Below are 14,189 nucleotides of genomic sequence, written 5' to 3'. Positions count from 1 at the left end.
CCTTGTGAACTTCGGCCCGACCGGCGGCTCCTTAATTCAACAGTGGCCCCCACGACGGGTCACTGCCACCGTCCGGGGTGCGTACGGGGCGCAGGTTTCGGCCCGAAATGTCGACCGAGTAAAGGGTCGAACGCCCGCTGGCGCCCTGTGTTTCCCGCGCAAACATGATGACCCGGCCATTGGGCGACCATGTGGGCCCCTCGTCCAGGAACGAGGCGGTCAACAGCCGCTCCTCGCTACCGTCCAGTCGCATCACACCGATATGGAACCGGCCCTTGTTCTGCTTGGTAAACGCCACCAGATCTCCGCGTGGTGACCAGACCGGTGTTCCATAGCGTCCCTGGCCAAAGCTGATGCGGGTCGCCTCACCGCCATTTGCCGGCATGATGTACAGCTGAGGGCTGCCGGAACGGTCGCTCTCGAACACGATCCGCGATCCGTCGGGCGAATAGCTGGGCGCGGTTTCAATTGCGGGCGTGTTGGTCAGGCGCACGCTCTGCCCGGACGCCAGATCCATTTTCCAAAGATCCGTATTGCCGCCCTGCGTCAGCGAATAGACGATCGAGCGGCCATCCGGCGAAAAGCGTGGCGAGAAACTCATCGTACCTTCCTGAGTCTGCAATTCCTGCCGCTTGACCCGGCCAACATCCAGAACGTAAATCCGCGGCCGGCCGCTTTCATAGCTGGTGTAGAGCAGCCGGTCGCCCGTTGGCGAAAAGCGCGGGGCCAGAACGATCGCGGCACTGTCGGTCAGGTACTGAACATTCGCCCCGTCATAATCCATGATGGCCAGCCGCTTGCGGCGCTGGTCCTTTGGGCCGGTTTCCGAGACAAAAGCCACACGGCTGTCGAAATAGCCTCCTTCACCGGTGATGCGGCTGTAGACCTGATCAGCCACCTTGTGCGCCATTCGGCGCCAGCCCTCGGTTGTACCGGCGAATTGCAGGCCGTTGCCCAATTCCTGACCCGAGAATACATCCCAGACCCGGAACCGGACGGACAGGGTATTGCCTGAGACATTCACCGCGCCGGTGACCAGCGCATCGGCATTGATCGCCTTCCAATCCGCAAATTGGACCGGCGCTTCGAAACTGCTGACGCGGCTGATGAACGCATCCGGCGAAATCTCACGGAACAGGCCGGTTCCGGTCAGGTCCTCGGCGATGACGCGGCTGATGTCAGCCGCAAACTGGCTGGCCGCCGGACTGTCCGGTACAAAGCTGGGCACCGCAAACGGCAAAGGTTCGATAATGCCTTCATCCAATTCCAGCCGAAGTGGGCCGGTTTGCGCAGACACGGGGGCCGACAGAAGGGTCAGGCCAACGAAGAGGCTGGTCAGAAGTTTCATCATTTGATCCGCATCCTCTCGGGATTGAAGGTGATCTCAATATCCTTCCAATGCTCGTATTTGTCAGCAGGAAGGTCATATCCTTTTGCTCCGCAGCGCAAAATCGCACGCCGGGCGGCCTCGTATGCCTGTTTTGCGGCCCCGTCCGAGCCGCCGGAGCTATCCAGAAGCTGCAGGCTGCCGGGAACGATCGAGCCGTCGCGGTTCAGTGAGAAACCGACCACCACAACGGTCTTGAGCGCATCGGTCGACAACGAGCCCACATTCCAGCACCGCGAAACAGCCAGACGCATCGCATCCTTTTCACCGCCGGTGAGAGGCGGGCCGGACGGCTCGGACGCACCGCCCAAGGCCTCGGCCAACGCGTCATTGATCGCGGCCTCGTCCGGTTCCGCAGCCTGTTCGGCCGGCTCAGCGGTCGCGGTCTGTTCGGTTTCCGCAGGCTTGGGCCGATTGGGCCGGACCCGGGGACGCGGCGAGCTTTGTGGCGACAGGTCCTTGGCTTCTTCCGCCTCGGTCACGATCTGGTCGGTGGCTTCCTCGGGCGCGGTCTGGTCTTGCTGCTCCTGCTGGATCTCAGCACCTTCATCCAGCGAAACCGCCGGTGTTTCGATATCGTCCGGCTTTGCGTCCAGTGGCGGAGGAGCGATGGGTTCGGGGGCGACCTTGTCCGCTGGGCGCGGCTGGGACTCGGGCAGCGCTGGCAAAACCGCAACCTCGGGTTCCGGTTCATCCAGTACCGGAGGCTGCTCGATCACTTCGGGTTCAGGTGGAGCCTCAACTGCCTCGGGTTGCGGCTCGGGCTCCGGTTCAGTTGGCGTGACCGGCTCGGGGCGCGGCTGTTCTTCGGCAGACGGCTCCGGCACTTCGGGCGCCGGGGGTTGTACGCTCGGATCTTCCAATGCGTTGGGGGGCGTCGGAACTTCGGGCGCATCGCTTTGCGCCGTCAGGGCAGCGAATTGCTCAGCCGAAACCACCGACACCTCCTGCACAGCAAAAGGCAGCGGCTCGGACCGGAACGTGCCGCCGAACAGGGCCCATCCGATCAATGTCACATGGGCAATCGCCGAAATCTTGGTGCCGGTATCCACCGCGCAGCCTCACTCTCCGCCCGCGTCCAGCGCCGGCCCGCCAGTATCGGTGACAAGGCCCACATTCGAAAACCCGCCGGCATTCAACGCACCCATGACCTGCATGACCTGCGCATAAGGAATGGCGCCATCGGCCCGCAGGTAGACGCGGTCGCTGCTGCGCTCGGCAGCAATGGCGCGCAACTTACCGATCAACTCGTCGCGGGTCACCTCGGTGGTCTGGATCTGAACCCGCCCGTCGGCTGTTAGCGTGACGGTCAACGGTTCCTCGTTGTCGCCCGGCAGAGCGCTGGCGGCAGTTTTGGGCAGATCAACCTCGACCCCCACGGTCATCAGCGGAGCCGCGACCATGAAGATGATCAGCAGCACCAACATCACGTCGACAAAGGGTGTGACGTTGATTTCACCCATCGGCTGCGCACGCCCGCGCCGCCGTCCTCGGCGTCGTCCGTTGCCGCCAGACGATTGCTGGATCGCCGCACCCATGTCAGCTGTCCAACTGGCGGGACAGAATGGTTGCGAATTCGTCGGCAAAAGCCTCATATCCGCCAACGATGCGATCGCTGTCCGCGCTAAGTTTGTTGTAGAAGATTACGGCCGGAATTGCGGCCAAAAGGCCAAGACCGGTCGCCAGCAAAGCTTCGGCGATGCCCGGTGCCACGACGGCCAGGTTTGTGTTCTGCTGTTCGGCGATTTCGATGAAGGCGTTCATGATTCCCCAGACCGTACCGAACAGGCCGATGAAGGGCGCAGTCGAACCCACGGTCGCAAGGATCGAAAGACCCTTTTGCAAACCCTCGGCTTCTTTGGCGATGGCCACATCCATCGAACGATCGATCCGGGCCTGAGCGCCAGCTATGAGCCCTCCGTCGGCGCGGTGCGAGCGGCGCCACTCGATCATGCCGGCTGCGAAGATCTTTTCGGAACTGCCATCCGGCTGCGTTCCGATTTGTTCAAACAGCTCGTCCAGCGGGTTGCCCGACCAGAACGCCTCGTCGAACACCTGCGCTTCGCGTCGTGCGCTGCGATAGGTGATGAGCTTTTGAATGATGATCGACCATGACCAGAAGGATGCGACCACAAGGATCAGCATCACCACTTTCACGATGAATGTCGCACGGGCGAACAGCCCCCACATGGAGAAATCGATCTCCTGCGCCAGCGCCAGCGTTTCAGCTTCCATGAACCTGCTCTTTGTTTTGCCTGACAGCCGTTGATTGGCCTTGTTTTGCCAAACGCTAGCGTAGTTAGGGGCAAATTGCCAACAGAACCACAGGGGCTGAGCAAATTGTTACAGCAATGCGCGAATCTCTGCCGGGAGCCGGATCGGCCGGCCATCCTGATTGACGCAAACGGCCGTCACGGTCGCGCGGAAGACTTCGGTTTCCCCGCGCCGGATGAGTTGAGCCATGGTCAGTCGCACGCCGGAAATCGCGACGACCTCGGTTTCGACCAGCAACTCGTCATCGAACCGCGCAGACGCCAGATAGTCGGCCTCGACCCTCCGCACGACCCAGATGATACCAGCCTCGCGCATTGCGTTCTGGTCATTGCCCAGGTTGCGTACCCAATCCGACCGGGCGCGCTCGATATAGCGCAAGTAGTTGGCGTGATAGACCACGCCCCCCATGTCGGTGTCCTCGTAATAGACGCGGACGGGAAAGACATGCTTCATTGCGTCGGCTCCATGCGTGCGAACAGCCGCAGCGCATGGGACGGGTCCCGGGCCACCGCCGGCAAAACCGGATCATAAGCGGCGCGGATCAGCGCGGCAATGTCTGGCCGCAGGATCGTCGTGTCTCCCGCCACGGCCAGGGGCGAGCGCTCTCGGAAGGCTGTGTCCGACCACAAAAGAACGGTCTGAACAACCTGCGACAAGGCCAGCGTTTCAGCCGACACTTTCGACAGCTCCCGGTCCATCCTCACAAAGACAAACGCAGCACGGATCGCGCCGTCCGGATCGAACCTGAATGCTCGATACTGGTTGGCTCCGCCAGCATCGAGCCGTTCGACCAGCGGCGCGAGGTCCGGGATCAGCCGGTCAAGGTCGGGCACCTCAAGCAGCTCGGCCCAATCGCGAAAAAAGAACACCATGCAGTTGGCCCCCAACTCGGGGTCGGTCTCGGCCATCTTGTGGCCGGCCAGCGCCACGACCGCCTCGAACGCGCCTTTGACCGTTGCTAGCGTCTTGTCTTCCACACCAAATACGATCGGCACGATGGGCCGTCCCCAACGTGCGAAAAGATAGCTCCCGTCCGCGCGAAAAAACAACTCGGCAACACCCTCAGGCGTCATTGGCAATTCCCTCTTTTTTCAACCTCGGGGCCGTTGTTTGCTGTCGTAAACAACGATATGCCCGCGACAAACGCCATGTTCCCCGGGCGTTACCGACACTACCAGACCAGACGGTCTCGGCCATATCTGACAAGGACGAAACATCGGCCCAATGCTTTCCTGGATCAGAAGAAAACCGATACCGCACAAAGGACGGCTAACTCCTGAATTTGACCGCGTCTACCATTATCACAGCAGAAAAACAGCCGGCTCTTCGTTGAATGCGGCGTTCCTATCGGCGTTCGCCGGCAAGTGTGTGACAGTGAAAGCTCTTGCGGGCGCCCCCAAACGCCGAATTGCCGGCGAGATCGGACCTGCGGTCGGCTGGTACGAGCGGCTGATCAAGTCGGGCAGCTTTGCTTACGCGTTGCACATTCGCCGTTCCATTCACTGAAGGTGCCCGCCAAGACCTGCACATTCACTGTGTTCCGCGATCCGGTCGAGCGGGCCTACAGCCACTTTTTGATGCTGAAAAGGTATATCGAAAACGGCGTCGATCACCCCTGCCTGGCATCCGAAGGCGATTGGGCGAGTGGCGACTTTGCCGATTTCATCGCATCCGCTGACCGCAATCACCTGCTGCGTCAGCTTTATATGTTCAGCGAAAACTTCGACGTGGACGAGGCTGTCGAGGCTGTGTCCTCTCTAGATCAAGTCGGTTTCTTTCACGAACTCGGCAATTTTCTTGAAAGCGCCCAGGCGTTGTTCTCGGTGGATTTGCCTATGCGCCACGAAAACAGGTCGTTGTCACGCAAGAAGCTGTCTGCGGAAGACTTGGCCGCATTCCGTCCTCATTTCGAACCTGAGTACGAGATGCTGACGAATATCCGCGAGCGTAGCGGCTGATCTACAATCGTCAGCCAAACAGGTCACTCTGCCCCTTGGGCGCGGCCATGCCCAGATGCGTCCAGGCCTTCTGCGCCAGCATCCGGCCGCGCGGCGTGCGTTGGATCAGGCCTTGTTGCAGCAGATAGGGCTCGATTACTTCCTCCAGTGAGTCGCGGCTTTCGGACAGGGCGGCCGACAGGGTCTCGATCCCTACCGGACCTCCGCCGTAGTTCTCGGCGATCAGTTTCAGATAGCGGCGGTCGGCCCCATCCAGACCCAGATTGTCAACGCCCAGCCGCGTCAGCGCACCATCGGCCAGCTCGCGCGTGATGCGACCGTCGCCCTCGACGATGGCGAAATCCACGACCCGCCGCAGCAGCCGCCCGGCGATACGGGGGGTGCCCCGCGACCGGCGCGCGATCTCGCGGGCTCCATCGTCCTCGGCCGGCGCGCCCAGCTTGCGGGCGTTGCGGGTGACGATCTCGTGCAACTCATCCTCGGTGTAGAATTGCAGCCGCGTGGGAATACCGAACCGATCGCGCAGCGGGGTGGTCAGCAGGCCCATCCGCGTGGTCGCCCCGACCAGGGTAAAGGGCTGCAGCTCGATCCGCACGGTACGGGCCGCGGGCCCCTCGCCGATCACCAGATCCAGCTCGAAATCCTCCATCGCCGGGTACAGAACCTCTTCCACCGCCGGGTTCAGGCGGTGGATTTCGTCGATGAACAGCACGTCGCGCTCTTCGAGATTGGTCAGGATCGCCGCAAGATCCCCGGCCTTGGCCAGAACCGGCCCCGAGGTCATGCGGAAGTTCACCCCAAGCTCGCGCGCCATGATCTGCGCCAGCGTCGTCTTGCCCAAGCCCGGAGGGCCGTGGAACAGCGTGTGGTCCATCGCCTCGTTCCGCTGGCGGGCCGACTGGATGAAGATGCGCAGATTGGCCCGGGCCTCGGCCTGGCCGATGAATTCGTCCAGCCCCTGCGGGCGCAAGGCGCGGTCGTTGTCCTCGGGCAGAGGCTGCGGGCGCAGGGTCGGGTCGGCATCAACCATTCATTCAGCCTTTCGGAGCCAGCAGTTTCAACGCCGCGCGGATCAATTCGGCCTCACCGGCATCGGGCAGGTTGGCGGCGGCCTCGGCGACGGCAGAGGCGGCCTCGGACGGGCCATAGCCCAGGTTCGACAGCGCCGACAAAGCACCCGCCGACGTCGCACCCGCGCCGGGTTTCGGGGCCCGCACCGGGGCCGGCGCCGGGTCTGCGGGTTCAACCACCTCGGCCACGGGGCCGTCCATCGCTTCGGTCACCGTGCCGCCCATCGCCATGACGCCGGGCGCCTTGTCCTTCAGGTCCAGCACGATGCGCTGCGCGGTCTTGGGCCCGACACCCTTGGCCGCCTTAACCGCGCCCCAATCGCCCAGCGCGATGGCCCGGCTGACCCCGTCCGGCCCCAGCGCGCCCAGAATGGCCAGCGACACCTTGGCCCCCACCCCCTGAACCGAGCAGAGCAGCCGGTGCCATTCTTTCTCGACCAGAGACAGAAAGCCGTAAAGCTGCATCAGGTCCTCGCGCACCACCAGATCGGTATACAACGAGACCGCCTCGCCTATCCCGGGCAGGGCCGCCATGGTCCGGTCCGAGCAATAGACGATGTAGCCGACCCCGCGCACGTCGATCAGAAGATGATCCGCCGCGCGGTAATCGATGCGTCCGGTCAGCTTGCCGATCATGTGGCCACCTGCTTGATGCGCGCCTGCGGCGTCGCACCGTAGAACGCATGACAGATCGCGATCGCCAGCGCATCCGCCGCATCGGCCCCCTTGGGCTGGCACCCCGGCAGTTGAAGTTTGACCATGTGCAGAACCTGCTCCTTCTCGGCGTGCCCTACGCCCACCACGGTTTTCTTAACCCGGTTGGGCGCGTATTCGCCCACCGGCAACCCGGCCTGCGCCAAGGTCAGCAACGCCACTCCGCGCGCCTGACCCAGCTTCAGCGTCCCGGCGCCGTCCTTGTTGACGAAGGTCTGTTCGATGGCTGCCTGGTCGGGCTGATGTTCGGAGATCACCTCGACGATCTGGTTGTGCAGCGACAAAAGCCGCTCACCCAGATCATCCCCGTCGGATTTGCAAAGGCCGTTGGCAACATGGCTCAGCCGGCTGCCATGTGATTCGATGACGCCCCATCCCAGGGTTCGCAGCCCCGGATCAATGCCCAGAATTCGCATGTTGTGCCTCGGCCTGCTCGGGTTTTCATTGTCTTTTCTCTCGATTAGCACGAAGCGTGAACATTTTCCAAGAAAATTGATCCGGTGACCAAATGCGACACACCTGTTCCGTCCGCGACAATTCGGACGCATTGCGACGCCAGAAAGTCTGAAACCGACACATTCCCAAGGCAGTTTTCATCAATAATTTAAGGGACTTTCATCATTTTCGAAGCATTGCAAAAACTGCATAGGACACATGCAGTTTCAGCACTTGCAAGGTCAATCCGACATCACTAACTGGCCCGAGAATTCGACATTCAAACGTCAACACTGAACAGAAGGAAGCAGGATATGGCTGCAATTGACACAACCCGCGCCTCGATTGGCTCGTTTGGCCTTGTCGGCCGTATCGGCGCCTTTCTGGCATCCGTCGTGAACGCCGTTGTCGCCTGGAACGACGCACGCGTGACGCGCAACGCATTGAACGGTCTGAGCAACCGTGAACTGGAAGATATCGGCCTGTGCCGCGGTGACATCGACGAAGTCGCTGCTGGCCGCCGCCGTCTGTACTGAAACCACCCACTCTCGCCCCTATCCTCCCTCGGGGCAGCACAGAAACACCGCGGACCGAAAGGTACGCGGTGTTTTTGTCTTGTGAAAGCTCTTTAGGAGAGAGAGTTCAGTAGAGAATCTTGTTCAGCTGTGTCGACAGGGCCTGCGACAATGGATCAATCTGCATGATCCACGCGCCCGCCTGTTCAACCGATGTCCCTTCGTTCAGGGCATCCACCCGATACTGGTATCCGGTCGGGCCGAGATTGGATAGCAGGAACGCTTTGAAAGCAAAAAATCCGCACAGGCACAGCAACAGAACCTTGGCCGGAACCGCCGAGCGTACCCGCTGGGGTTTCATGACGACCAGACCATCTTTGCGCATAGTCGCGCGATAGCCACGGCTCATCTTGTTGTGTTTCTTTGTCAGCCGATGAACGCGCTGATCGAATTCAAGTTGTTTTCCTGTCATGGCAGCCTCCAAAAACCGCCCCCCAAATTCATTGGATGACGGTAGAAAGAGAATGCGTCAAAACCGTGGCAAAAATCCACAAAACTCCTGCAAATGGTCTAATTTGCGCCCTGTTTGGTTAAGACTAGCGTCGTCCATTCACCAATCATTGACCGATCCATCGTATTGAACCCGTTTCGTGAATAAACTGATTCCACTTCGTCGGCCTGCTCGTTGAGGATTCCCGACAGGATCGCATGTCCGCCTCCGCGCAGATTCTGCGCGATTTCCGGGGCAAGGGCCACCAACGGTCCCTTCAGAATGTTGGCGAAAATCAGATCGTAAGGCGCCGCCGCCTGGAGGTCAGGATGGTCAAAACCGGCAGCCTCGACACAACGGACGGCCCCGGCCATGCCGTTGGCCTTCAGGTTGGCCTCGGCTACGTCGACGGCGACCTGATCAATGTCGCTGGCCAGGATGTCACCTTCCCAGACCCGCGCCGCCGCCATCGCCAACACCGCCGTACCGCAGCCGATATCGGCAACCTTGCTGGCCTCGAACCCAGTCTCAATCAGCTTGTCCAGCGCCTTCAGACATCCCAGCGTCGTTCCGTGGTGCCCTGTACCGAAGGCCATCGCAGCCTCGATCAGCAGCGGAATGCGCCCCTCAGGCAGTTTGTCGGCATCGTGGCTGCCATAGACGAAAAACCGCCCGGCCTCGACCGGGGCCAGCTCGCGCCGGACATGGGCGACCCAGTCGGTTTCCGGTAGTTCCGACACCACGAAGGGCTTGGCCTCAAAGGCCGCCGCCAGCAGGGCCAGGGCGGCCTCGTCTGGGCTTTCGGTGAAATAGCCGCCGACCTCCCACAGGCCCGAGCCGTCCTCGACCTCGAAGACGCCCACGCCGGTGGGTTCGGGCTCCAGCCGCTCCATCGCTTCGCCCAGGCTTTCGGCCGCGGCTTTGCCTTTCAGGGTGGTCAGGGCGGTGAATGTGGGCATGGGAACCTCCTGCAGAAACCGCCTTTGCGCCTAGGGCCGTCAGCCGCCGAGGTCAAGCGTCCCGCGTGTCATTCGGCCGGTGCGGGGGCGTATTTCGAAAAGATGGTCTCGTTCCCCGGCTCGGGGTGGCGCGGGATCAGCAGCGACAGCGCCAGAGAGATCAGCGCCATGCCCGCCGCCAGGCCGAACACCGCCCCCGGCGACACGACCCACAACAGCCCCAGCAGCGCCGGCAGGAACACCGCCGCGATGTGGTTGATGGTGAAGGCCACCGCCGCGGTGGGTGCAATATCGGCCGGGTCAGCGATTTTCTGGAAATAGGTCTTGAGCGCCAAAGCCAGCGCGAACAGCACATGATCGATGACGTAGAGAATGGCCGCAAGCAGCACACCCCAGCCAAACCAGTAGATGCCGCCATAGGCCGCAAACACGATGGCAAGGCCCAGATACTCGAAGATCAGCGTACGCCGCTCGCCAAACACCGCGACGGCCTTGCCCAGCAAAGGGGCGGCGGCCATGTTGATGATCAGATTGATGAGGTACAGACTGGTCAGGTGATGCACTTCGAAGCCAAAGCGTTCGACCATCATGAACCCCGCGAACACGACGAAGATCTGCCGCCGCGCGCCCGCCATGAACTGCAGCGCGTAATACAGCCAGTAGCGCCGGCGCAGCACGATTTTCTTGGTCTGCGGTGTCGGCGCATCGAATTGTGGATAGGCGATCAGGCAGAACAGTGCGAGTACCGCTGTCAGCCCACCAGCCGCCATGAAGACCGTGTTGTAGGACAGATCGAAACGGTCCCAGGTCAGCACGATCAGCCCATAGACCACCAGCGTCGAGGCCGATCCCATCGCCACCAGCCAGCCCAGCACCTGCGGGGCGCGGTCCTTGGGCAGCCATTGCAGCTGAAGCGACTGATTCACCGTTTCGTAGTAGTGAAACCCGATCGAGCTGAACAGGGTCACGAACAGCAGCCCGCCGAGGCTGGGAAACCAGGCCGTCACTGCCGTGGCCACACCCAGCAGCACCAGCGAAATCATGGCCAGCACCTGCTCGCGCACGAAAATTATCACCGCGATCACGCCCACGGCCAGAAAGCCCGGGATTTCACGCACCGTGTGCAGCAGGCCGATGTCTGCCCCGTCGAAATCCGCGACTTCGATCACAAAATTGTTCAGCAGCGCGCTCCACGCGTTGAAGGCGATCGGCATGGTCAGCGCCATCACGAACAGCAACGTGACGGGGCGGCGCCAGAACGGCAGGCTCTGGGCCTGGGACAGGGGCATCGGTTTCAGCATGAGAGTTCTCTACGCCCAATCCGCCCGGCTGGCGAGAGGAAATCCCCAGTGCACACCGGGTCTGCGCTGATGCAGGGTCAGTAGAAACTCTGCGGGTCGATATCGACGGTCAGGCGGATGTCACCCTTCAGGCGCAGCGGTGCGATCCAGCGGGCGATGGCGTCCTGGATCGGTGCCCCCTTGGGCGCCTTGACCAGCAGCCGCACCCGGTGCCGCCCGCGGATACGGGCAATCGGCGCCGGGGCTGGTCCAAAGACCTGTGCCCCGATCTGCCGCAGCGGCGCGTCATTGCGCGCCAATACGTTTCCGATGTCAAAGACGGGGCCGACCTCGGGGCCGGACAGCACGATCCCCGCCATCCGGCCATAGGGCGGCACCCCGGCCGCATGACGCCCGGCGGCCTCAGCCCGCCAGAACCCTTCCTCGTCCCCCGACAGGATCGCGCGGATCACCGGGTGTTCGGGCTGAAAGGTCTGCAGCAGCGCCGCCCCCGGCTTGTCGGCCCTCCCGGCCCGGCCCGCCACCTGCCGCATCAGTTGAAAGGTCCGCTCAGCCGCGCGCAGGTCGGACCCGTGCAGGCCCAGATCCGAGTCGATCACCCCGACCAGCGTCAGGTTCGGGAAATTGTGCCCCTTGGCCACCAGCTGCGTACCGATGACGATATCTGCGTCCCCCTCGGCGATCTCTTCGATCTTGGCCTTCAGCGCCCGGGCCGAGCCGAACAGGTCGGAACTGAGCATGGCGATGCGGGCCTCGGGAAAGGTCGCCTCGGCCTCTTCGGCCAGACGTTCGATGCCGGGACCGACCGGGGCCAGCTTGCCCTCGACCCCGCAGGCGGGGCAGGCCTCGGGCATGGGCTTGGTCTCGCCGCACTGATGGCACATCAGACGTTTGAGGAACCGGTGCTCGACCATGCGCGCATCGCAATGGTCGCAGGCGATCTGTTCGCCGCAGGCCCGGCACAGCGTCACTGGCGCATATCCACGGCGGTTGATGAACAGCAGCGACTGTTCGCCCTTCTCGATGCGCGCCTGCACCGCCTGGCGCAGGCTGGGGGAAATCCAGGTGCCCGGCTGCATCTTCTCGGCGCGCATGTCGATGGTTTTCATGTCCGGCAGCACCGCCGCCCCAAAGCGCGAGGTCAGGTCCAGCCGGTCGTACTTGCCGGCCTCCGCATTGGCCCAGCTTTCCAGCGACGGTGTCGCGCTGGCCAAGATCACGCGCGACCCGCAGATCGCCGCCCGCAGAACCGCCATGTCGCGCGCATTGTAATGCACGCCGTCTTCCTGCTTGTACGAGGTGTCGTGTTCCTCATCCACCACGATCAGGCCCAGATCGCGGAACGGCAGAAACAGCGCCGACCGCGCGCCCACCACCATCTGCGCATCGCCCTGCCCGACCATGCGCCAGACACGGCGGCGTTCAGTCATCGTGGCACCGGAATGCCATTCGGCCGGGCGCGCGCCGAACCGCTCCTCGACCCGTGTCAGAAACTCGGCAGTCAGGGCAATCTCGGGCAGCAGCACCAACGCCTGCCGGCCCATGCGCAGCGCTTCGGCCACGGCTTCAAGGTAAACCTCGGTCTTGCCCGACCCGGTCACGCCCTTCAGCAGCGTTGTGCCATAGGTTCCGCTGCGCAGTGCGGCCCGCAACGTGTCGGCGGCAGCGGTCTGATCGGGGGTCAGCGCCTTGCCGGGCCGGTCCGGGTCCAGCGTCGGATAAGGCAGGTCGCGCGGGCTGTCCTCCTCGCGCACGGCGCCCTGCTTGACCAGACCTTTGACGACCGACGAGGTGACCCCGGCCATCTCGGCCAGTTCTTTCAGGGTAAAGGCCAGCCCGCCATAGTCACGCAGCACCTCCAGCACTCGGGCCCGGGCATCGGTCATGCGGTCAGGCGTGCCGCTGCCCAGCCGATAGATCTTGCGCATCGACAGCGGGTCGCCCAGCCCGGGCGCGCGGGTGGCCAGCCGCAGCATGGCCGGCATCGGCGTCAGCGTGTAGTCAGCCGCGCGCTGCAGGAACAGGCGCATCTCTTCGCGCATGGGCGCCACGTCCAGCACCCGGATGACCGAGCGGATCTTGCTGCGGTCGAAATCTCCGCGCCCCGCGCCCCAGACCACACCCAGAACCTTGCGCGGGCCCAGCGGCACCTCGACGAAGGCCCCCAGGAAACACCCCCCCTCGGGCGCCTTGTAATCCAACGTCCGGTCCAGCGGCTGGGTCGTCAGAACCGCCACCAGCTCACCTTGGTCGAAATGCACCGGGTCGCTCAATGCGCGCCTTTCTTCAGCAGGGGTTTCAGCACGGGTCTCTTTGAGGTAAAGGCATCCGCGAGCAAGGCCAACCCATCAAAGGACTGCCCCGATGAAATTCTTCGTAGACACAGCCGAAATCGACGCCATCGCCGAATTGAACGATCTGGGCATGGTGGACGGTGTCACCACCAACCCCTCGCTGATCCTGAAATCGGGTCGCGACATTCTGGAAGTGACCAAGGAAATCTGCGACCTGGTCGATGGCCCGGTTTCCGCCGAAGTCGTCGCCACCGAAGCCGAGGACATGATCGCCGAAGGCCGCAAGCTGGCGCAGATCGCACCGAACATCGCCGTCAAGGTGCCGCTGACCTGGGCCGGTCTGAAAACCTGCAAGACGCTCAGCGACGAGGGCCAGATGGTCAACGTCACCCTGTGCTTCTCGGTCAATCAGGCACTTCTGGCAGCCAAGGCCGGCGCGACCTTCATTTCGCCCTTCATCGGACGGCTGGACGACATCAACCTCGACGGTATGGACCTGATCGCCGACATCCGTCAGGTCTATGACAACTACGGGTTCGAAACCGAAATCCTCGCCGCCTCGATCCGCAGCGTGAACCATGTGGCCGACAGCGCCCGCATCGGCGCCGACGTGATCACCGCCCCGCCCGCTGTGATCAAGAAGCTGGCTGATCACCCGCTGACCGACAAAGGGCTCGAGGCTTTCCTGTCGGATTGGGCCAAGACCGGTCAGAAGATTCTGTGATCCATTGATCCCAAGTACAACCGCGCGGCCCCGACTTGGGCCGCGCTTGGCCCAACTGCAGGGGGCCT

Annotated in this window: 17 protein-coding genes; 4 read left to right on the top strand and 13 right to left on the bottom strand. The window is 62.7% G+C overall.

Going from position 1 to position 14,189, the window contains the following annotated elements; genetic code table 11:
* Positions 1–31: 31 nt before the first annotated feature.
* The 6 genes from tolB to ACR0FC_RS00720 all read right to left on the bottom strand — a co-directional run bounded on the left by tolB (position 32) and on the right by ACR0FC_RS00720 (position 4,734).
* The gene (tolB, locus tag ACR0FC_RS00745) at positions 32–1,351 is read right to left on the bottom strand and encodes a Tol-Pal system beta propeller repeat protein TolB (protein WP_093962775.1); all 1,320 of its coding nucleotides are present in this window, start codon (positions 1,349–1,351) and stop codon (positions 32–34) included.
* Entirely contained in the window at positions 1,348–2,439 is a 1,092-nt protein-coding gene (locus ACR0FC_RS00740; RefSeq protein WP_170337517.1) for an energy transducer TonB, read from the bottom strand. Before ACR0FC_RS00740 ends, tolB begins: the two co-directional genes overlap by 4 nt.
* Before the next feature lie 9 nt (positions 2,440–2,448).
* A complete protein-coding gene (gene tolR / locus ACR0FC_RS00735) occupies positions 2,449–2,925 on the bottom strand; it encodes a protein TolR (protein WP_093962777.1) in 477 nt (158 codons plus the stop codon).
* A 1-nt stretch (position 2,926) separates the two neighbouring features.
* Entirely contained in the window at positions 2,927–3,622 is a 696-nt protein-coding gene (gene tolQ, locus ACR0FC_RS00730) for a protein TolQ (protein WP_093962778.1), read from the bottom strand.
* A gap of 108 nt (positions 3,623–3,730) precedes the next feature.
* Positions 3,731–4,114, bottom strand: a complete 384-nt coding sequence (gene ybgC, locus ACR0FC_RS00725; RefSeq protein ID WP_093962779.1) for a tol-pal system-associated acyl-CoA thioesterase — start codon at positions 4,112–4,114, stop codon at positions 3,731–3,733.
* Complete coding sequence (locus ACR0FC_RS00720) at positions 4,111–4,734, bottom strand: hypothetical protein (protein WP_170337516.1); 624 nt, start codon at positions 4,732–4,734, stop codon at positions 4,111–4,113. Before ACR0FC_RS00720 ends, ybgC begins: the two co-directional genes overlap by 4 nt.
* A gap of 151 nt (positions 4,735–4,885) precedes the next feature.
* Between ACR0FC_RS00720 and ACR0FC_RS00715 the strand changes: the two genes are divergently transcribed.
* Positions 4,886–5,167, top strand: coding sequence for a hypothetical protein (locus ACR0FC_RS00715; RefSeq protein WP_170337515.1), 282 nt, complete (start codon positions 4,886–4,888; stop codon positions 5,165–5,167).
* A 29-nt stretch (positions 5,168–5,196) separates the two neighbouring features.
* Entirely contained in the window at positions 5,197–5,619 is a 423-nt protein-coding gene (locus ACR0FC_RS00710) for a hypothetical protein (RefSeq protein WP_170337514.1), read from the top strand.
* A gap of 10 nt (positions 5,620–5,629) precedes the next feature.
* Here the strand turns inward: ACR0FC_RS00710 and ruvB are convergent, their stop codons facing one another.
* Genes ruvB through ruvC form a run of 3 tightly spaced genes read right to left on the bottom strand, consistent with a single transcriptional unit; the run spans position 5,630 to position 7,819 of the window.
* A complete protein-coding gene (gene ruvB / locus ACR0FC_RS00705) occupies positions 5,630–6,649 on the bottom strand; it encodes a Holliday junction branch migration DNA helicase RuvB (RefSeq protein WP_170337513.1) in 1,020 nt (339 codons plus the stop codon).
* A gap of 4 nt (positions 6,650–6,653) precedes the next feature.
* Positions 6,654–7,325 (bottom strand): Holliday junction branch migration protein RuvA, encoded by a 672-nt coding sequence (gene ruvA / locus ACR0FC_RS00700; protein WP_170337512.1) that lies wholly within the window; start codon positions 7,323–7,325, stop codon positions 6,654–6,656.
* Positions 7,322–7,819 carry a crossover junction endodeoxyribonuclease RuvC gene (ruvC, locus tag ACR0FC_RS00695; RefSeq protein ID WP_170337511.1) on the bottom strand — a complete coding sequence of 166 codons (498 nt, stop codon included), beginning with the start codon at positions 7,817–7,819 and terminating at the stop codon, positions 7,322–7,324. The genes ruvA and ruvC overlap by 4 nt, the downstream gene beginning before the upstream one ends.
* A 333-nt stretch (positions 7,820–8,152) precedes the next feature.
* Between ruvC and ACR0FC_RS00690 the strand changes: the two genes are divergently transcribed.
* Positions 8,153–8,374: a DUF1127 domain-containing protein gene (locus tag ACR0FC_RS00690; RefSeq protein ID WP_093962786.1), complete on the top strand. Its 222-nt coding sequence runs from the start codon at positions 8,153–8,155 to the stop codon at positions 8,372–8,374.
* Between the two features lie 106 nt (positions 8,375–8,480).
* Here the strand turns inward: ACR0FC_RS00690 and ACR0FC_RS00685 are convergent, their stop codons facing one another.
* The 4 genes from ACR0FC_RS00685 to ACR0FC_RS00670 form a co-directional block, all read right to left on the bottom strand.
* Positions 8,481–8,825 (bottom strand): hypothetical protein, encoded by a 345-nt coding sequence (locus ACR0FC_RS00685; RefSeq protein ID WP_093962787.1) that lies wholly within the window; start codon positions 8,823–8,825, stop codon positions 8,481–8,483.
* Positions 8,826–8,923: 98 nt separating this feature from the next.
* Positions 8,924–9,802, bottom strand: coding sequence for a 50S ribosomal protein L11 methyltransferase (locus tag ACR0FC_RS00680; protein ID WP_170337510.1), 879 nt, complete (start codon positions 9,800–9,802; stop codon positions 8,924–8,926).
* 68 nt (positions 9,803–9,870) lie between these two features.
* Complete coding sequence (locus ACR0FC_RS00675; RefSeq protein ID WP_170337509.1) at positions 9,871–11,103, bottom strand: MFS transporter; 1,233 nt, start codon at positions 11,101–11,103, stop codon at positions 9,871–9,873.
* 77 nt (positions 11,104–11,180) lie between these two features.
* Complete coding sequence (locus ACR0FC_RS00670) at positions 11,181–13,376, bottom strand: primosomal protein N' (RefSeq protein ID WP_170337508.1); 2,196 nt, start codon at positions 13,374–13,376, stop codon at positions 11,181–11,183.
* Positions 13,377–13,467: 91 nt separating this feature from the next.
* On the opposite strand from ACR0FC_RS00670, the gene fsa reads away from it, so the two are divergent.
* The gene (fsa, locus tag ACR0FC_RS00665; RefSeq protein WP_170337507.1) at positions 13,468–14,121 is read left to right on the top strand and encodes a fructose-6-phosphate aldolase; all 654 of its coding nucleotides are present in this window, start codon (positions 13,468–13,470) and stop codon (positions 14,119–14,121) included.
* Positions 14,122–14,189: the final 68 nt, after the last annotated feature.

The sequence above is a fragment of the Ruegeria sp. BB9 genome, from assembly GCF_056539345.1.
This window is presented reverse-complemented; position numbering and strand designations above follow the sequence as displayed.